Genomic DNA, 17,348 nt, shown 5'->3' with positions numbered 1-17,348 from the left:
GGCGAGAGAGGACTGGGCATCAACGAGATGAGGCACGGCGTCGGCTCAGCGCCCAGACCAGCGCGCCCGCGAGGAGCACCGCGCAGGTCAGCCCGGCGACGTGCAGGACGAGCGAGAGCGTCCCGTTCTCGGGGAGCAGGAAGCCGTACGGCACCCACCCGTCGGTCGCTCCGCGGACGAGCACGACGACGACCCAGACGATCGGGTAGGGCAGGACCACCCACAGCCGGCGCCAGGAGAGCGGTCCGCGGTCGGCGACGACGATCCAGTCGAGGAGGACGAGGGCGGGGAGCGCCACGTGCAGGACGGCGCTGACCCAGGGCGGGGCCGTCCCGGTACCGGGAACGAGGGTGTTGTAGATCACGGCGACGACGATCGAGTAGGCCGTCGCCGCGCCGCGGACGTAGCTCAGCCACACCGGCGTCGGACGGCGGGCGAGCCCGACCGATCCGGCGACGATCAGCACCGCGCTCGCGAGGAGGCTGGTCTGATTCGTGAAGTAGCCGAAGTAGTCGAACGGATTCGGGTCGCCGGCCACGATGCTCAGCGCGTAGGTGCGGAGGATCACCGAGACCGCGGCTGCACCGACGGCGATGCGCGCTACACCCACGAATGGGCGGGTCGGTGCCGGGGAACTCATCGGGTCAGCCTAGGAGCCGTTGGGCTTCCTGCTGGCCCGCGACAGACGTTCCCCTTCCCGAACGGTGCTGAGCATTTCAGGCCGAGACGCGACCACGAGGAAAGCGGTGACGTCGCTTAACCTGAGCCGGTGGGGACGTTCTCGAAAGCGCGCAACACGGTCGCGGTCGCGGCATGCCTGGCGGTCGTGACGGGATGCACGGCGCAGCCTGCACCACCGACTCCGCCACCGGCGACGAACACGGACGACGGCTTCACCTCCCCGCTGACCGGCGATCTAGGCGTAGCGACGTTCACCGGGAACGATGGGACCACCGGCGCCGTCCAGTTGAGCGCGGCGGACGGCCGACTGGCCCTGACATCCGACGAGCTCGTCATCCCCGCCGCGTCTTCTGGTTCCGTCGCGGTCATGGGAGCGCTCGATCCGATCGGCGCGGATACCACCTGTTTCGACGTCGATTTCCCGATGCGTCTCGCGGACGCGGAGTCCGGGAAGCCCTACAAGGCGTGGCGGAACCTCGCAGAGTTCCGCGGCGACCCGACAGCGATCGATCAACTCGTTCTCACGACCCGCCCGCAGGATGACCCCGACTGCTCAACCAGAATCCTTGCCATCGCTGACGTCCAGTGGAACGTGCAGCCGCAGCGCAGCACCCTCGTGGCCCGGGACGCCGGCCCACGTGCAGCAGCGCGTGGCGAGGTGTCGTCCACGGACGGAGTGCTGACGTCGTACGCGGTCGCTCGCAACGACCTCGCAGAGGACGTCGCGGCACGATTCGGCATGACGGCCGACGACCTGTTCTACCTCAACCCGTTCCGGTTCCCTTCGGACGAGATTCTGCGCGTCGGTGAAGAGCTGAACCTCACCGTCGCTGCGCGATGACCTCCCCACGGGGTACTCGATGCCGTGCCTGACGTCCCGACTCTTGATCGACCTGGTGCAGCGCAGTGCATGATGTCCCGATGAACGTCGGACATGCCCCGCGGCCAGATGGAGTGACGCCCATAGTCTTCGCCTTCGTTTTCGCCGCTCTCGGAGCCGTCGTGGGAGTCATCGCCTCCATCTACATGTGGGACCCAAGGGAGACGTGCAGAACCCGCGGCGGAAGCAGCCTGACCGGGGAGAAGTTCCTCTGGAACCCGCTGTGCTCGGATGGTTCAGTAGTTCAGCCGATGTGGATGACGCTGACGACAGCCGCGGCGCTGGCCGTAGCCATGGCGTGCATCGTCATAGCGGCCATCCACCGTCAAGCTCGACATGATGCACAGGAAACTGCGGCGCCCGATGTTCCGCATGACTACTCGCGCCAGACCCGGCCGGAGGACAACGGGCTCCGCAAGCTGGGCGACGAATGGTGAGAGACGGCAGCTCCGAAGGGTTCCCTCCCGATGAGCGTTAGACAGTCGCCTCGGCCGGATCATGCGATCCCCCTGATTTTCGCCGTGCTCTTCACCGTCTTCGCCGCCGCTCTCGGGTTGATGTCCTCGCTCTACATGTGGGATCCGGGAGAGGCGTGCGAGGTCCGTGGAAGCTACTCCAGCTCCGGGAGCTTTTTGTGGAATCCGCTGTGCGCGGACGGTTCGGCGGTCCAGCCGATGTGGATGACAGTGGGAGCCGCTGCTGCACTGCTCGGTGCCGGCGTCTGCGTCGTCCTCGCGATCGTTTTCCGAGTGCTCAACCACGAGCGGGAAGTCCCGCCGCCCGTCGTTTCGCACTGGGACTAAACGGTCGAGGGTAGATTCGCCAGATGGTGACGACCCGGACCTCCCGCTCGACTCTGGCTCTGCCGCTCACCCTCCCGATGCTTGCGCTCGTCGGTTGCGCCGGTTCGACGGCGGGGGCTCCGGCATTGACGTCGACCGCCGCGCCGGCACCGACCGCGACCGCCACCCCGACGTCGACCGCCTCCGCTACTCCGACGCCGACCTCGACTGCGGGTGCGGCGGCGGCTGGTCCGGTGTGGCCGGCGGACCCGTGCCAGGACACGCAGCTCACGGTCACGGTGGAGGACCGGCCCGAGCTTTCCGGGGCGGGCCAGGAAGGGTTCGCGATCGTGCTCACGAACGCCTCGGATCAGGCGTGCTCGTACTTCGGGTGGCCGGGCGTTCTGATGCTCGGTGCCGATGGGACGCAGCTCACCACCGCCGGCACGTCGGGTGCGGAAGCGTTCCCGGGGGTTCTCGCTCCGGGCGAGTCGGCGCAGGCGGAGGGCCAGCTCTCGGCGGTCGGCGCGTACGACTGCACGCCGACGACCGCGACGACTGTCCGGGTGCTCGTCGCCTCAGACGGCGCCGGCGCGGGAATCGACACGCCCTCCGATTTTCAGGTCTGCGGCGGGGACGGTCGCAGTGACTTCACGACCGGGCCGCTCATGCCGGTGTCCTGACTCTTCTGAGTCCCGGCTGCAGTCATGGATGGGTTCGAGGGTGGAGACAGCTTCGTGCTGTTCCTGGTTCTAGGTGCCCTTCCCTTCCTCCTCCTGGTCGCCGTGGTCTCGGTCGTCACGATCGGCATACTTCAATGGATCAGCGGGCGCGGGCGGCCCCGTCCGTAGGCTGAGTGCAACCACCCCTTCGGCACGGCGCCGACCGGAACTCAAATGAGTAAATGAAGCAATGAGCACATGGGTTCGCCGCCTACAGCTACTGGAGTAGTCCCGCTGAACGATCCCCATACGGGACGAGGGAGACGGGTTCGATTGACGCCGATCAGCTTGCGGGTCGTTCGTCCCAGACACCGCCGTAGGGCGTGATCGTCTTCAAGAACTCTGCGCTTCCCCACGCCGGATCGCCGGGGATCAGAACGAGGGTCGCCTCCTCGCGCAGCATCGGATCTCCGTTCGGGTAGGGCGCCCCGGCGGTGCAACTCGCTGGCGTCGACACCACGTCGAGGACGTCACCCACCTTTGCCTCGCCGCCGAAGACCTCGGTGACGGTCGCGCGGTGAAGCGATGCCTCTTCGCCGTACATCGTCACTGTCGTCTCAGTCGGCTCGAGCTCGGCTCGCACGATGAAGTCGTGCGTGCCAGCGGCGTCCTCCAGAGAGTCGTACGCCCTCCAGTCCAGGCAAGCCGGCTCACTGAACTCCGATACGAAGGCAGGAGCGCACCCTGCCATCGCACTCATGACTAGGAGCAGGCCAGCACAACGCAGCACAGCGGCCTTCATCGTTCCTCCTCTGCGCGGCATACCCAACACCGATCAGCCTAGGTCGGAGCGGAAAGGACTACAGGGCCGCACAGCGCGCAGACCTGCTCGGCGACGACCCCGCCTCTATCGTTTCCGGCAATCAAGCCGCGAGGCGTCCGGAGCACCACCCCCATACGGGACGCGCCTGCCGACGAGAGATCCGGCTCAACGGTCTCGACGACGCACTCTCGACACGCGTACAGGGATTCCAACTCCGGGCTTCGCTGGCATGTACCCGTAGTTGTCCGCCCACAGCTCCGGCTCGCTCGCGCGGTCGATCCAACGCAGCGAGTACACCCGACCCCGGACGTCGACCGAACCTCCGAGTAGTTCATCGAAGACCGACTCATCACCCAGCTCGAAACCGTCCTCGTACGGCGGGCCCACGCGCGGATGGGATTCATCGAAAGCAGGCTCATAGAAAAACGTCCACGCGATCCCCCATCGCGGATCACTCAGCTCCCGCCTCCACCACGGGCCGCTGGCCGCGAGGTGAGCACCGACCTGCACCGAGAAGTAGCCCGCTAGCTCACCCTCGAATGACGCCTCAGCGACAGCCTCGCGAAACCGCTCGAGCTCAGGACGCAACTGCGGCGAATCGCGCTTACTCGAGTGGAAGAACATTCGCTGACGGTACTGCGCCGAACACGCCACAGCCACCGGGCTGCTCAGTGGGTGACCGGCCACCCATGGGTTACCGGTCGGGCAGGTGATCCTCCGGATTGATGTCCGCTCGCTGTAGAGGTCCGTCGTAGACGCTGCCGGTGCTCCACATGGCGATGACGGCCCATCCGAGGTCGGCATGTGCGATCGTGCCCTCCGGGATGGTGCGCGAGAAGAGGGCGTAGTCGATCCCGTCGACAGGGAGTACCGAGACGGTCCATCCGTCTCGGTCTTGGGCGAGAGCGAGCGAACGAGCTTCGACTTCCTCGATCACGGTGACCCCATCGCGCTTTCGGGAGTCTGTGGGGAGCGTGCCGAGGAGGAGACAGTCGGCGGCGAGGGAGGCGATCGTCACGGGGTCGGTCACCATCCCGTGTACGTGACCGCGGGGTCCGACGCGAGTCCCGGGGCGCACCATGGTGCGGACCGAGCAGCGCGCGACGTGCAGTCCGCGATCGATCGCGATCGTCGTGTCTTCATCGGTGCCGGCGCCATGAGTCGTGGTCCACAGCTCGCGGCCTGACAGGGGGATGAGCGTCTGCATGTGCTCATCCAAGCCTGTGTCCGTGGTCGTGCCAAGGAGTCGTCGCTCATTCACGCTGCCTTACTCCGGTGCTGTCCGTTAGGGGATCCCCTTACGGAACACATGATCGTGGAGTGCTGAACGTTCTGATTCATGGCGTGTTCACCGACGTGCCGGACCATGATGCTCATGGATGCACGAGAACTGGCATGGGGCATTCTGGCGTGGCCTGCCGTTGCGGTCCTTGCGCTGCTGCGAACTGTGGGCAGCTGGGATGTATCGGGCGGGTCCGCAGCAGGGCTCATCGCGGGCACGGCAGCTGCGTTCACTGTCGCGGGCGCACTCCTATGGCTTCCCTCGAGTCTCTGGCTCGACCGGCGGACACGCCGCACCCCGCGCGTCGGGCGGGCGGCCGCGTTCCTGGGTCTGGGACTCGTGATCGGCGCCGCCGCCTCCACCGCGCTGGTACTCGCGTCGGGAAACGCGACCTGGCCCTCCTCCGCGGGCCTCATCACGGAATATGCAGTCACGGCAGGAATCGCTTCCCTCCTCGGCCGGCTCCTCGCCGCCACCCTTCGTGCGAAGAAGCTGCCGATCGTTCAGACGGCCGCGAATCGCGTGAACCGCTGAATGATCCGGGTCGTCGATCGATCAGCGTGCCAGCAGCAGTCCGGCCAAGCCGATGACGACCGGCACCACGGCAAAGGCCAGGAAGAGGTAGGAGAGCACGAGTCCCACCGTCGACTCCCAGCGAGGACCGACGTGTCGTCGCGCCTGATGACCGACGAGGACGCCGGCCAGCGGGAGAAGGTACTGCAGCGTGGTCGCGACTCCGATGACCAGGGGATCGCCCACCCACAGGTGGGCCACCGCCAGGTATCCGACGGCGTAGGACACGACGGCGAGAACGCCCAGCACGAACGCAGCCCGCGTCCACCCTCGTCCGCTCCGCCGCGCGGTACCCGTCTCCTTAATCACACTCATACCTCCACTGTACGAATCGCTCCTCGCGCACGCCCGCCCCTCGGAGCATGTGCCGGTCCTTCGCCCGACGTCTCGTTCGGTGACACGACCACGCCTCGGCGAGCTGCTGTCCAGCGTCAGCCGGCGAGCCGGCGTCCACAACGAGGACGCGACTCGGATTCGGAACATGTCCGATGGCTGCCTCGATAGCCTCAGCGCATGAAGACCCGAGCCGGTTCGCCTGACGATCGCGGGCCCTGCATCGACCTCTGGCTGGAGGCACTCAGAGCACGAGACGGATGCAGTCAGGACGACGCGGTCGCCGAGAGGGCTCGAGCGAAGTTCCACCGGCCTCTCGTTCGGTTCGCCGTCATCGGCTCGGATCCCCTCGGGTTCGCTCTCACCGTCGACACGGGCGATGGTCCGGGCCGACACAGTGCGCTGCTCGAACTGCTCGCCGTCGCACCGAGCGAGACAGGGCGCGGGCTCGGCCGGACACTGCTCGACGACGCGGTCCAGTCCGCCTCTCAGCTCGGCTACCTCGCCCTGAAGCTGCACGTCCGCGCCGGAAACGATCGGGCGGAAGGGCTTTACAAGGCGTCCGGCTTCGAGCCTCACGGGGATCCCGCGCCGCATCCGCTCGGTGGTCATCCGATGATCGAGTACGCGCGGACTCTGACTCACGTCAGCAACTGAGGACCTCCGGCCACCGATCCCCGTACGTGCCACCTCGCGCGACCGGATCACATGCGCACTCAACGCTGGTCGAGCGGTCGGGTCATGGCAACCTCATCCCATGAGCGTGAGCGACGGACAGGCCTGTGCCCCACGGGACCTCGAGGTGCTCACCGACCGGCTCCGACTGTGCCGGCCCGCCGAGACCGACCTGGACGAGCTGTTCCGCCTCTACACCGATCCGCGGATCGCGGAAGAGGATCCGCTCCTCCTCCATCTCTCCGCCGATCAGACCCGGGCCGTGATCGCGTATCGGAGGACCCAGTGGACACGGGACGGACTCAGCAGCTGGGTGATCCGCCGGCGCGACTCCCCCATCGACAGCCAGGATCTGATCGGAATGGGCGGATGCACTCTGCTCTCCGATGCAGCCTGGAATGTGGCGTTCACCCTCCACCCCGACCACTGGAGCAAGGGCTACGCGCAGGAGGTCGCCCTCGCCGGCATCGAACTCGCCCACCGCCTCCGACCGGAGCTGCCCATCACCGCGGTCGTCGCAGAACGCAACGCACGCTCCCGCCGCACCATCGAGCGACTCGGCCTCGCGCTCAGATGGGAGGGTCCGGACGCGCACAGCCCAGACCCGACCGCACGAGTCGTGCTCTTCGCCGACCGCCAGCTCTCCGCTGAACAGGTCCGCCGGCTCACCGGCTGAACCCGATCGCCGATCGGCTCATCCGCCAGCTCAGCGAGAGCTCCCCTCACGGGCAGCGAGTCGGCACCGCCGGTGAGCATGGCGATCCTCCGCTGCGGGAACTGCAAGCGAAGCCGACCTGTCGGTCCACCAGCCGGCGCCTCCCCCTCCCCGCTCCTCGATCCCCGACCGCAGGGCAACGAGACACGACGACGCTGCGCTCGGGAGTCCACCGGCAACTCCTTGAAGGGGCACGGCCGTCCGTCGCCGGACGGATTCACGTCCACCTCTTGTTCATTCCGGCTTCGTTGTCCAGCGCCGTCGGCTGCCCTAGCGTTCGGCAGGTGGACACCAGGAGATCGACCTCGACCGGCTCTAGCTCCGTTGTGTCCTGGGTCGCTCTCGCGTCAACCGGCGTCGCCGCCGCGACACTCTGGATCGCGGACGCCGTCTGGTACGGGATCCCCGAGTCGGGTGGCCCGGGAGTCAGTCTGCTCTTCATCGGCGGATGGGGTCTTCTCACGTGCGCCGCCCTGCTCACGGTCGGCGTGCTCATCCATCTGGCGCCCTCCGCGCTGAGCCGCCACGGAAAACGCCCCGTCGAGTTCGTGCTGCCGAGCGCCGCACTCGTCCTCATCGCGGGGATCCTGCTCGCGCATCCGCTGGCGGGCAGCGCTTTCGCCTGACCCTCACCGGCATCGACCCTCGAGAATGTCTCGGCGCCTCCGGGCCCTCTCGTCAACGGGCTCTGGTGGCTTCACAATTACAGCGAGGGGTGCAACCGTTCGGGTCGGTGCACCCCTCGCTGCCGGTTGGCCGAACGCGCGCCAACCTCGAACGACCAGCAGCCAGGGATCGCCGATCGAGCGGTCACAGCCTAGATTTTCTAGACGGTCTAACTAAGTCCCCTTTCCGGGTGAGGTGGATCGTGCAGGCGATGCTGGTGCTTCGGCTGACCGCGGGCGCCGAGTTGGGAGCGGAGCGATCCGATTTCGAGGTCGATCACTCCTGGTACGGGTCGAAGCGGTGGGCGGGGCGGGGTGCGGTGATCGTGGTGGTCATGGTCGGGCCTTCCTGTGCAGCAGTGGGAGAAGAGGAGGGGCGGGGACCGGCTCGAGCCGGACTCCGCGACCGCGAGGCCCTTCTTCACCGCGTCGGTCTTGGTGCCGGTGCGCTTGGCGATCGCTGCGGCGGACACGCCCTCGAACGCGAGCTGCGCCCACGCGGCGGTGCGGTCCGCGACGCTCAGCTCGGCGCGCTGGTCGTTCTCGATGATCTGCTGAACGATCCGGTACTTCCGGGCCGCCAGCAATCAGTCAGGTGGACGAACCGGTCGTCAGGTCGGCCCCCTACGCGCACCAGTCGCGCGAACGTCCGTTGACACTGCGCGCGGTGTCGCCGGTGCCGAGGTCGACGAGCACGGTCGAGGTCGCGCTGAAGCCCGGCTCGCCCGGGTAGTCGTCCGGCCGGCCCTCCACCGAGACGGTCTCGACGGCGAGGTACTGCCCGTTCGGCGAGAGGCAGACGCCGCGGATGCGCCCCGTCGGCGAGGTGCGGAACAACTCCGAGGTGCCGGACGCGTCGACGCGGACGACGGAGTACTGGGTCGCGCCCGTCTCCGGTGCGTACTCGGCCTCGAGCTCGACGTAGCTCCCGGAGTCGAGGAGCAGGATCTGCACGGGTGACGCGGTCGCGCTCACGTCCGCCGGCGGGAGGGCGAGCGTCTCGACCGAGCCGTCGGCCAGGTCGATCAGCGAGCCCGACTCCGGATCGGCGACCACGAGCCGGTTCGCGCCGGGCACGAATCCGCGCAGCTCCGCGTGCTGCCCGAGCGGGCTGATCGAGCCGGGCGTCAGCAGGTCGAGCAGGAGCACCGTGTCGTCGAGCGAGTGGGTGACGACGGAGGTGGTGCCGGGCACGAACATCCAGTCGCGCGCCCGCAGCGGCCCGCCGTCGATCCCGAGCACGGGGACCGCCTCGGCCTTCTGGTCGGTGAGGTCGTAGGAGTAGAGGGCGCGGTCGAGCGGGCCCGACGGCGCCTGCCCGGTGAAGGTCCAGCCGAGCACGCCCTTCTCGGGCGAGGAGTGCAGCTCGCGCACGGTCCCGGGGCCGGGGAGCGGGATGACGCCCTCGGAGCCGGTGTCGAGCGTGACCGTGCGGAGGAGGTTCGTGTCGTCCGGCTCGATGGTCACGACGACCAGCACCGGGCCGACGACGGCGTAGTCCTGGATCCGGTCGGCCGTGACGAGGACCCGGGCGTCGCCTCCGGAGAGCGGGCGGACGCGGACGGCGTCGGGCTGCGAGGGGTCGTCGGCGGTGCGGTCGAGGGTGAAGAGGTCGGGGTCCTTCGTGGTGAAGGAGGCGGAGACGTCGGCGGCCGAGCCTGTCGCGGCGCTGCGGGCGTCGTCGATCCCGATCTCGTAGCGGGTGGCGTAGCGGAGGGTGTCGGTGAACGTGACGGTGAGCACGCCTCCGTCGAGCTCGGCGGTGTGCGGGGCGTCCGGAGCGACGCGGACGCGGTCGAGTGCGTCGGGCTCGAGAGCCTGGTCGAGGTGCAGGCGGGCGCGGGAGCCGTCGCGCTCGACCACGCCGTCGGTGCTGACCTCGAGGGAGGCGACCCGGGGCCCCTTCGCGACGGTGGCGGCGGTCAGGCCTCCGACCGCGAGGACGAGCACCGCGACGACCGCCCAGAAGAGCCGCGGGAAGCGGGAGGCGCCTGCGGAGTCGAGGCCGGGAGCCCGCCGCGCACCGCCTCCGGCCCGTCGCCCGCTCTGCGCCGACGTGCCGCCGCCGGGAGACGCGCCGGGCTCGAGAGACGCGCCGCGCTCAGGAGACGCGCCGCGCTCAGGATTCGCGCCGCGCTCAGTAGACATACGGCATCGCCGGCTCGTCGATCGGAGTGAGCGCCTCCGGCTCCAGCACGACCGCCTCGGCGCTGGTGACGCTCGGGTTCGCGCCGAAGCCGCCGCTCGCCTCCAGCCACTGCCCCTCCGACCAGGTGTCGGCCCAGCCGGCCTGGTAGACCGGCACGCCCACCGGCTGCGCGTCCACCGCGCAGCAGGTGACGACGAAGCGGGCGATGTAGAAGACGTTCTCGGGGTCGGAGGCGTCGGGGGTCACGAATCCGCTCACCGTCGCCGTGCGGCCGGCGAGGAACTGCTCGCTCGCGCCCTGACGCAGCAGGATCGCCCAGTCGCGCACGCTGAAGGAGGCCGTGTCGCCGGTGGGCGCAGCGGCGGTCACGGAGGCGTCGACGGCGCTCGTGTTGACCTCGCGCTGCGTCGCGGTCGAGGAGGTGAGTGCGGCCGGCGGGAGCACGAGCAGGGCGACGGCGGCGGAGGCGATCACCGCGACTCCGGCCGCGACCGCGACCACCCGGCGCCAGGGGCGGGCGGGCACGGGGGCGTGGAGGTGCTCGACGTCGTCCTCGTGCTCGTGGGCGTCCTCCTCGGCGCCCGGCACGACCGCGAACGCCGCGATCAGCAGCACTCCTGCGATCACCGCGAGCACCACCGAGAACTCGAAGTAGCGGGGGTGGATGTAGAGGCCGAGCCGACCGGTCGCCGCGAGCCACAGGGTCGAGACGACGCCGATCAGGCTGAGGACGACGCCCTTCCAGCGGGCGAAGAGGCGCTCAGAGCGCATAGTTCACCGCCAGTCCCAGCACGGCCGCGGCGAGGGCGACCAGCACGGTGACGCGCACCAGCGTCGCGGCCGAGAACGTGGTGCGGAGCAGCGCGAGCATCTTGACGTCGATCATCGGGCCGAAGACGAGGAACGCGATGATGCCTCCCGGCAGGAACGTGGAGCCGAACGAGAGCACGAAGAACGCGTCGACGTTCGAGCAGATCGAGATGACGAACGCGAGCACCATCAGCGCCAGCACCGACCAGAGCGGGTCGCCGCCGAGCGTGGTCAGCACGTCGCGCGAGACGCCGACCTGGATCAGCCCCGCGATGGCGGCGCCGACGAACAGCGCCGGCATCATCGCCCCGGTCTCCTCGGCGAACAGCAGCACGCTGCGCCGGGAGCGGTCGCGGAGGGAGCGGGAGGGCCGCTCGCCCGCCTCGCAGGCAGCGCGGAAGCGGTCGGTGAGCAGGCTCATCGGCTCGGAGTGGCGGCTGAAGATCCAGCCGACGAGGTTCGCGATCGCGAAGCCGCCGACGATGCGCCAGACGAGGATCCCGTCGGCCCAGCCGAAGGCCTGGTAGGTCGTGACGATGGTGATCGGATTCACGATCGGCGCGGCGAGGAGGAACGTCATCGACTCCGACACCGAGAGGCCCTTGACGATCAGCCCGCGCGCGAGCGGCACATTGCCGCACTCGCAGACAGGGAGGAGCACGCCGAGCAGCGAGATCACGAGCCGCCGCGGGAGCGCCCGCTTCGGCAGGATCTTCAGCAGCACGGCCTCGGGCACCCACAGCTGCACCGCGATCGAGAGGACGATGCCGAGGAAGACGAACGGCAGCGACTCGATGACGACGCTGATCGAGAGGGTGAGGAAGTCGCGCACCGCGTCCGAGAGGGCGTCGCCCGCCGCGTCCGGGGCGAGCAGGCGCGTCGCCACGAGGACGGCGACCAGGGCGAGCCCGTGGAGCGGCCCGCGCCGCGACCGCCGGGCGCCCGGGGACGCGCGGGTCGGGGCGGCGAGCGCGGATTCGGGGGACATCCCGACCCATCGTAGGCGGGGGTCCTGCGCGGGCCGGCGCGGGGCGCGGGCGCGGGGCCGCCGGGTGTCGCCCGGGGCGCACGAGAACCCAGAAGTGGCCTTACGGGAGCGCGAGTACCGCGACTCCTGCCTGCTCGCGGTGTCGACTGCGCCCGACCTGGCGAGGTCCGGCCGTCCGCGAGTGTCCGATGGTCGTCGCACTCGCGCTCGAGTGCGACGACTTCTGGACGCTCGATGCGAGGGCGCGCGCCGAGGGTCGCGGGAGGCGGGCGCGGCACTCGCGCAGAAGCCCTCCGGGTGCAGGATGAGCGCATGCCCGCCTCCCCCGCGCACCCCCTCCGCGTGCGGATGCAGCCGCGCGCGATCGACGAGGCGCACCGCGTCTCGAGTCCGCTCGAGCTGCTCGTCGACCTGACCTTCGTCGTCGCGATCGCGCAGATCGCCCAGCAGCTCGCCCACGCCACCGAGGAGGGGCACCTCGCCGAGGGGCTCCTCCCCTTCGGCATGGTGTTCTTCGCGATCTGGTGGGCGTGGATGAACTTCACCTGGTTCGCGTCCGGGTACGACACCGACGACGTGCCCTACCGGCTGCTGACCCTCGCCCAGATGGGCGGCGTCCTGGTGCTCGCGGCGGGAGTGCCGGCCGGCTTCGAGGAGGGCGACTACCGGGCGATCACCATCGGCTACGCGATCATGCGGTTCGCGCTGGTGAGCCAGTGGATCCGCGTCGCCGTGTCCACTCCGGAGCACCGCACCGCCGCCGTGCGCAACGCCGTCGGCTTCTCGATCGTGCAGGTCGGCTGGCTGCTGCGGCTGCTCCTGCCCGAGGAGGTCGGAGTGGTGAGCTTCCTGCTCCTGGTCGTCTGCGAGCTGGCGGTGCCCCTCTGGGCGCAGCGGGCGGGGGACGCGAACTGGCATCCGCACCACGTCGCCGAGCGGTACGGGCTGTTCACGATCATCCTGCTCGGCGAGGGCGTCCTCGCGGCGGTGATGGGCGTGCAGCGGGCGGTGACGGAGGCGGGCGTCAGCACCTCGCTCGTGCTGGTCGCAGCCTGCGGGCTGGTGATCGTGTTCGCGCTGTGGTGGCTGTCGTTCTCGCATCCCTCCGGCGAGCTGCTGGAGCGGCGGCGCGGCCTCTCCTACCGCTGGGGCTACGCGCACTTCGCGGCGTTCGCGGCCCTCGCAGCGCTGGGATCCGGGCTGGAGGCGGCCGTCGCCGCGACCGCGGGCCACCTCGAGGCGTCCGACACCGTGATCGGCGCGGCCGTCGCGGTCCCGGTCGCGGTCTTCGTCCTGACCCTGTGGGCGGTGCACGCGCCGCTCGGCGAGCACCAGCCGATGCCCGCGCGCCTGGCTCTCCCCGGTGTCGCGCTGGCGCTCGCGACTCCGCTCGTGGCGGGGGCAGTCGGCGTGGGCGGGGTGCTGGTCGCGCTGGCCGCGGTCTCAGCGGGGCTGGTCGCCGCGGTGGTGGGGCGCGGGCGCACCGCGGAGTGACGTGGTCGGCGGGCGAGGCGCGTCGCCGTCCCGAGAGGCGCGTTGTCGGCGCGGAGGAGCGGACCGCGCCTCGAGACACCGCCCTCGTCGACGAGTCGCCGTCCTGGCGGCGGCGTCCCGGCGGGAGCGGGACGCCTCGACGACCGCGTCGCGGCAGCGGCTACCCCCGGCGCGGCAGCGGCTCCGGGCGGCGGGGCACCCAGCAGCGGACGCGCGAGCGGTAGCGCTCGAAGTCGGCTCCGAAGCGGGCGGCGAGGTCCGCCTCCTCCAGCGGGCGCACGGCCTGGTTCCAGACGACGGCGCCGAGGAGCGCGTACAGCACGACCAGCCACGACGAGAGCAGCAGCCCGACCGCCGCTCCCTGCACGATGCCGGCGACCGCCATCGGGTTGCGGACCCAGCGGTAGGGGCCGGCGATCACCAGCCGGTTGGTCATCGCGATCGGCAGCGGCGTGCCGTCGCCGAGGAGCGACATCGTGAGCCCCGACCAGATCCCGAGCGCGCTCGCCGCGACCAGCAGCAGGACGCCGACGCCGACGACCGCGGGCGGCGCCGCTCCGAGGCCCACGCCCCAGCGCTCCTCCAGCGCGGCGATCACCAGCGGGACGACGACCAGCGCGCCACCCCAGAACACCGCGATCTGCCCGAGGGTCGCGGCGAGGTGCGAGCCGGGCCGGCGGCCCGCGGTCGCGACCCGGAAGGAGAGGGGACCGGAGGCGATCCAGCGCGTGGGCACCCGGCCGAGCAGGAGCAGGCACGCCGCGACGACGGAGCCGCCCGCCGCGGCGAGCATCGCGACGACGCCCCAGCCCGCCTCCCCCGTCAGGGTGGCCCAGACGGCCAGGGCGACCGCGACGAGGAGCGTCCAGGCCGTCGCGGTGACGGCCGCCCACCGGATCCCGGCGGCGGCCAGAGCGGAGGCGCCGACGAACAGCGGGAGGTCGAGTGCCGCGACAGGGACGGGATCGAGGCTGCCGAGCGTCGCGATCCGCACCGCGGGGACGAGCGCCACGGCGACCCACCAGGCCGCGCCGCCGAGGGCCTGCACGGCGAAGTAGAGGCGTCCCCAGGGCATGGCTGCACGGTACTTCATAGCTGAACCCAAGGAACGACCCAGGGCGTTGACGGGCTCAGCGCCCTAGGCTCGGAACCAGTTCCCGCCGCCTCCACGAGAAGCGGCCCACCACGACGCCAAGGACGACGCCGATGAACCGCACGACCGTGATCACCGCACTCGCCTGCGGGCTCCTCCTCACCGCCGCCGCAGCCACTCCCGCTGTCGCCGCGACCTCGGACACCGCCGGGGACTCCACCCGCTCCGTCGACGAGTTCGGCGTTCTCGCCGCGACCGACGGCGACACGCTGCTGATCAACGGGCGCGCCTTCCTCCTCGAGTAGGCCCTCCGCGCCGGGCACGGCCGCGAGGACGCCACTCGCGGCGCCGGCCTCCTGATCCGCCGCTGCGTCGACGTCGACGCCGCCGCGGCCGTATTCCTGGTGACGACGGTGCACGGCTTCTCGGGGCCCGAGATCCTGCCCGCCTACCGCGAGGCGCTGCGGCATCCGCGCACCGCGCACCTGGTGTCGATCTCGGACAGCGACCGCTCCCCCGAGCTCGACTACGCGGCGACGGTGCACCACGGGATCGACGTGGACGGCTTCCCCGCCGGATCCGGAGGAGAGGACCTCGTGATCCTCGGCCGGATCCACCCCGACAAGGGCACGGCGGAGGCGATCCGGATCGCCGCCGCGGCCAGGAGCCGCCTCCTCATCTGCGGCATCGTGCAGGACGAGCGCTACTGGCGCGAGGAGGTCGAGCCGCTCGTCGACGGGACGCGCGTCGTCTACCGCGGCTCGGTCGGGCCGGAGGAGCGGGCCCTCGTGCTCGGCGGAGCGCTCGCGCTCCTGCATCCGATCGGCTTCGACGAGCCGTTCGGCCTCTCCGTCGTCGAGGCGATGGCGTGCGGGACGCCGGTGATCGCGTACCGCCGCGGATCCATGGCCGAGATCATCGACGAGGGCGTCACCGGGTTCGCGGTGTCGTCACGGGAGGAGGCGGTCGCCGCGGTCGAGCGGGTCGGGCTCCTCGACCGCGCGGCCGTGCGAGAGACGGCGCGCCGCCGCTTCGCGGTGGATCGGATGGTCGACGAGTACCTCGCGGTGTACGCGGGAGTGCTGGGGCGCTGACGCCGGGCGGGGTGCGCGGCGTCGTGACGGGGACCGGGCGCGTGCCGGGCTCGCGTGGTTCCGCTGACGCCGGGAGTCCTGCCCCGCGCTGACAGCTTTTCTCGCGTGGATCCCGGGACCGCCGTAACGAGTGACGGAGCAATCCTTCGTGAGCCGACAGTCATCTTCCGCCCGCGCCGTGGCCCACTTCTCCTCCGATCCGAGCACATGGTGGGATGAGCATCATGTGTTCCCAGAGGAGCGCGATCGAACCGACAGGAGCCGACTATGGACGACGACATTCAGCTGATCGAGGACGCTGACGGCATAGCCGTGATCGGAGAGCCTTCGGCTGTGGACCGATTTCTGCATTCGGAGGGTCTCGAATCGAAGGACCTTGGACTCGAGCGCCTCCGACCGGCAGCCGGCGCGGCGGCGGGCGTAGTGCAGGCAGCGGCCGCGATCTCGGCCGGTTCCGGTCGATGGGTGAAACTGACCGAGCAATCCGCCACTGCGCTGCGGAAGCACGGCCACATGGTGAACTCCAAGAGCGGACTCGCGATGGGTGTCGTGCAGGGCAAGGACGGCCGGATCAAGAGCATCGTCCAGTTCGCGCAGACCGGCCCCGGGGCGCTCCTGACCAACCCGGCAGCGTTGTCGAGCGTGGCGGGGATGATGGCGCAAGCTTCCATGCAGCAGTCGATCGACGAGATAAACGACTATCTCGCGACGATCGACGAGAAGGTGGACGATCTTCTCCGCAACCAGAAGGACGCCGTACTGGCCGACATGATCGGCGTCGACCTCGTGATCGAGGAGGCGATGACCATTCGCGAGCGGACTCGTCGGGTGTCCGAGGTCACGTGGTCTAAAGTGCAGTCGACCACTTTGACCCTCGCACGCACTCAGGCCTACGCCCTGCGACAGCTCGACGCCCTGGCCGAGAAGCTCGAGCGGACGACGAAACTGGGAGACATCGCGAAGGCGACCCGGGAGGCCGAGCCGAAGGTCCGCGAGTGGCTCGCCGTGCTCGCCCGATGCATACAGCTGCAGGAATCGACCGCGATTCTCGAGATCGATCGAGTCCTGGATTCGGCTGCGGACGATCTCGATGAGCACCGCATCGGCCTGCAGACTGCTCGGAAGAACCGGCTCGGCACGATCGCTCGCAGCACGGAGCGCCTGATCGCTCGTATGGACTCGGCTGCGGGCAGTGCAAATGCGCGAGTTCTGTTGAATCCGCTCGGCGCCCGTGCTGTTGTCGAATCGAGCGACCGCCTCGCGAGCGGTGTGGTCGACTTCCACCTCCACGTCGGCCTTGAACGTCTCCGCGACTCGATGAAGGCCAGGGGCTGGTTCGCCGCTGTGGCCGACGCCCGCGACAAGGTCCTCGAGACGGGCGCTGAAGGATTCGATGCAGCCCGTCGCTTCGGCGACGAGGCGGTGACTCGTGGCCGAGCAGCGACAGACGACCTCTCCATCCGCCTCGCAGAAGGCGCCTTGCGTCGTCGCGCGAATGGATCGCAGGGCGAAGACGATGCGGCTCAGACCGCGCCTTTCGACGCGCCGTCGCAAAGGAGCGACCCAGCCGAGCGGGACGAGTGACCACGGATGGGGGCTACCCCGCTCGACCCGGTCGTTCTAGGGGGGACAGGCGAGCGGGGTCGACG

General features: G+C 69.9%; 23 protein-coding genes. 13 read left to right on the top strand and 10 right to left on the bottom strand.

Features of this window, described 5'->3' with window-relative positions; genetic code table 11:
* Positions 1–19: 19 nt before the first annotated feature.
* Entirely contained in the window at positions 20–640 is a 621-nt protein-coding gene (locus C5C37_RS15355) for a Pr6Pr family membrane protein (RefSeq protein ID WP_104288741.1), read from the bottom strand.
* Between the two features lie 129 nt (positions 641–769).
* On the opposite strand from C5C37_RS15355, the gene C5C37_RS15350 reads away from it, so the two are divergent.
* The 5 genes from C5C37_RS15350 to C5C37_RS17650 all read left to right on the top strand — a co-directional run bounded on the left by C5C37_RS15350 (position 770) and on the right by C5C37_RS17650 (position 3,194).
* Positions 770–1,522 (top strand): hypothetical protein, encoded by a 753-nt coding sequence (locus C5C37_RS15350; protein ID WP_104339210.1) that lies wholly within the window; start codon positions 770–772, stop codon positions 1,520–1,522.
* 161 nt (positions 1,523–1,683) lie between these two features.
* Positions 1,684–1,998: a hypothetical protein gene (locus C5C37_RS15345; RefSeq protein ID WP_146078876.1), complete on the top strand. Its 315-nt coding sequence runs from the start codon at positions 1,684–1,686 to the stop codon at positions 1,996–1,998.
* Between the two features lie 84 nt (positions 1,999–2,082).
* Positions 2,083–2,364 (top strand): hypothetical protein, encoded by a 282-nt coding sequence (locus C5C37_RS15340; RefSeq protein WP_104339209.1) that lies wholly within the window; start codon positions 2,083–2,085, stop codon positions 2,362–2,364.
* Between the two features lie 23 nt (positions 2,365–2,387).
* A complete protein-coding gene (locus C5C37_RS15335) occupies positions 2,388–3,026 on the top strand; it encodes a DUF4232 domain-containing protein (RefSeq protein WP_104288736.1) in 639 nt (212 codons plus the stop codon).
* Positions 3,027–3,050: 24 nt separating this feature from the next.
* A complete protein-coding gene (locus tag C5C37_RS17650; protein WP_181127436.1) occupies positions 3,051–3,194 on the top strand; it encodes a hypothetical protein in 144 nt (47 codons plus the stop codon).
* 154 nt (positions 3,195–3,348) lie between these two features.
* On the opposite strand, the gene C5C37_RS15330 is transcribed toward C5C37_RS17650, so the two are convergent.
* The 3 genes from C5C37_RS15330 to C5C37_RS15320 form a co-directional block, all read right to left on the bottom strand.
* Positions 3,349–3,807 carry a hypothetical protein gene (locus tag C5C37_RS15330; protein ID WP_104288735.1) on the bottom strand — a complete coding sequence of 153 codons (459 nt, stop codon included), beginning with the start codon at positions 3,805–3,807 and terminating at the stop codon, positions 3,349–3,351.
* A gap of 186 nt (positions 3,808–3,993) precedes the next feature.
* Complete coding sequence (locus tag C5C37_RS15325; RefSeq protein WP_146076582.1) at positions 3,994–4,452, bottom strand: hypothetical protein; 459 nt, start codon at positions 4,450–4,452, stop codon at positions 3,994–3,996.
* A gap of 70 nt (positions 4,453–4,522) precedes the next feature.
* Complete coding sequence (locus C5C37_RS15320; protein WP_104288734.1) at positions 4,523–5,035, bottom strand: hypothetical protein; 513 nt, start codon at positions 5,033–5,035, stop codon at positions 4,523–4,525.
* A gap of 168 nt (positions 5,036–5,203) precedes the next feature.
* Here C5C37_RS15320 and C5C37_RS15315 point away from each other — a divergent pair, with 168 nt between their 5' ends.
* Positions 5,204–5,644: a hypothetical protein gene (locus tag C5C37_RS15315; RefSeq protein ID WP_146085250.1), complete on the top strand. Its 441-nt coding sequence runs from the start codon at positions 5,204–5,206 to the stop codon at positions 5,642–5,644.
* Positions 5,645–5,665: 21 nt separating this feature from the next.
* Here the strand turns inward: C5C37_RS15315 and C5C37_RS15310 are convergent, their stop codons facing one another.
* Entirely contained in the window at positions 5,666–5,998 is a 333-nt protein-coding gene (locus C5C37_RS15310; RefSeq protein ID WP_146085249.1) for a hypothetical protein, read from the bottom strand.
* Positions 5,999–6,196: 198 nt separating this feature from the next.
* Between C5C37_RS15310 and C5C37_RS15305 the strand changes: the two genes are divergently transcribed.
* The 3 genes from C5C37_RS15305 (at position 6,197) to C5C37_RS15295 (ending at position 8,032) form a co-directional block, all read left to right on the top strand.
* Positions 6,197–6,673 (top strand): N-acetyltransferase, encoded by a 477-nt coding sequence (locus C5C37_RS15305; protein ID WP_104339207.1) that lies wholly within the window; start codon positions 6,197–6,199, stop codon positions 6,671–6,673.
* Between the two features lie 100 nt (positions 6,674–6,773).
* A complete protein-coding gene (locus C5C37_RS15300; RefSeq protein WP_104339206.1) occupies positions 6,774–7,367 on the top strand; it encodes a GNAT family N-acetyltransferase in 594 nt (197 codons plus the stop codon).
* 323 nt (positions 7,368–7,690) lie between these two features.
* The gene (locus tag C5C37_RS15295; RefSeq protein ID WP_146081495.1) at positions 7,691–8,032 is read left to right on the top strand and encodes a hypothetical protein; all 342 of its coding nucleotides are present in this window, start codon (positions 7,691–7,693) and stop codon (positions 8,030–8,032) included.
* Positions 8,033–8,241: 209 nt separating this feature from the next.
* On the opposite strand, the gene C5C37_RS18030 is transcribed toward C5C37_RS15295, so the two are convergent.
* From C5C37_RS18030 to C5C37_RS15275, 4 genes are read right to left on the bottom strand one after another with little or no spacing between them, the layout of a single operon-like run.
* Complete coding sequence (locus C5C37_RS18030; protein ID WP_146085248.1) at positions 8,242–8,658, bottom strand: hypothetical protein; 417 nt, start codon at positions 8,656–8,658, stop codon at positions 8,242–8,244.
* 37 nt (positions 8,659–8,695) lie between these two features.
* On the bottom strand, positions 8,696–10,219 hold the full coding sequence (locus C5C37_RS15285) for a hypothetical protein (protein ID WP_146085247.1): 1,524 nt from the start codon (positions 10,217–10,219) through the stop codon (positions 8,696–8,698).
* The gene (locus tag C5C37_RS15280; protein WP_104339203.1) at positions 10,209–10,991 is read right to left on the bottom strand and encodes a TIGR03943 family putative permease subunit; all 783 of its coding nucleotides are present in this window, start codon (positions 10,989–10,991) and stop codon (positions 10,209–10,211) included. The genes C5C37_RS15285 and C5C37_RS15280 overlap by 11 nt, the downstream gene beginning before the upstream one ends.
* A complete protein-coding gene (locus tag C5C37_RS15275) occupies positions 10,981–12,018 on the bottom strand; it encodes a permease (RefSeq protein ID WP_104339202.1) in 1,038 nt (345 codons plus the stop codon). Before C5C37_RS15275 ends, C5C37_RS15280 begins: the two co-directional genes overlap by 11 nt.
* Positions 12,019–12,330: 312 nt before the next feature.
* On the opposite strand from C5C37_RS15275, the gene C5C37_RS15270 reads away from it, so the two are divergent.
* Complete coding sequence (locus C5C37_RS15270; RefSeq protein ID WP_219814499.1) at positions 12,331–13,512, top strand: low temperature requirement protein A; 1,182 nt, start codon at positions 12,331–12,333, stop codon at positions 13,510–13,512.
* 160 nt (positions 13,513–13,672) lie between these two features.
* Here C5C37_RS15270 and C5C37_RS15265 read toward each other — a convergent pair whose 3' ends face one another.
* Positions 13,673–14,587, bottom strand: a complete 915-nt coding sequence (locus tag C5C37_RS15265) for an isoprenylcysteine carboxylmethyltransferase family protein (protein WP_104339201.1) — start codon at positions 14,585–14,587, stop codon at positions 13,673–13,675.
* Positions 14,588–14,718: 131 nt separating this feature from the next.
* Here C5C37_RS15265 and C5C37_RS15260 point away from each other — a divergent pair, with 131 nt between their 5' ends.
* From C5C37_RS15260 to C5C37_RS15250, 3 genes are all read left to right on the top strand, one after another.
* Positions 14,719–14,910: a hypothetical protein gene (locus C5C37_RS15260; RefSeq protein ID WP_104223384.1), complete on the top strand. Its 192-nt coding sequence runs from the start codon at positions 14,719–14,721 to the stop codon at positions 14,908–14,910.
* A gap of 99 nt (positions 14,911–15,009) precedes the next feature.
* A complete protein-coding gene (locus C5C37_RS15255) occupies positions 15,010–15,699 on the top strand; it encodes a glycosyltransferase (RefSeq protein WP_258074168.1) in 690 nt (229 codons plus the stop codon).
* Positions 15,700–15,966: 267 nt separating this feature from the next.
* On the top strand, positions 15,967–17,283 hold the full coding sequence (locus tag C5C37_RS15250; RefSeq protein ID WP_219814498.1) for a hypothetical protein: 1,317 nt from the start codon (positions 15,967–15,969) through the stop codon (positions 17,281–17,283).
* The last annotated feature ends 65 nt before the right edge of the window (positions 17,284–17,348 follow it).

Source organism: Rathayibacter sp. AY1F9 (genome assembly GCF_002932155.1).
In the GTDB taxonomy this organism is placed as follows: Bacteria; Actinomycetota; Actinomycetes; order Actinomycetales; family Microbacteriaceae; genus Rathayibacter.
This window is presented reverse-complemented; position numbering and strand designations above follow the sequence as displayed.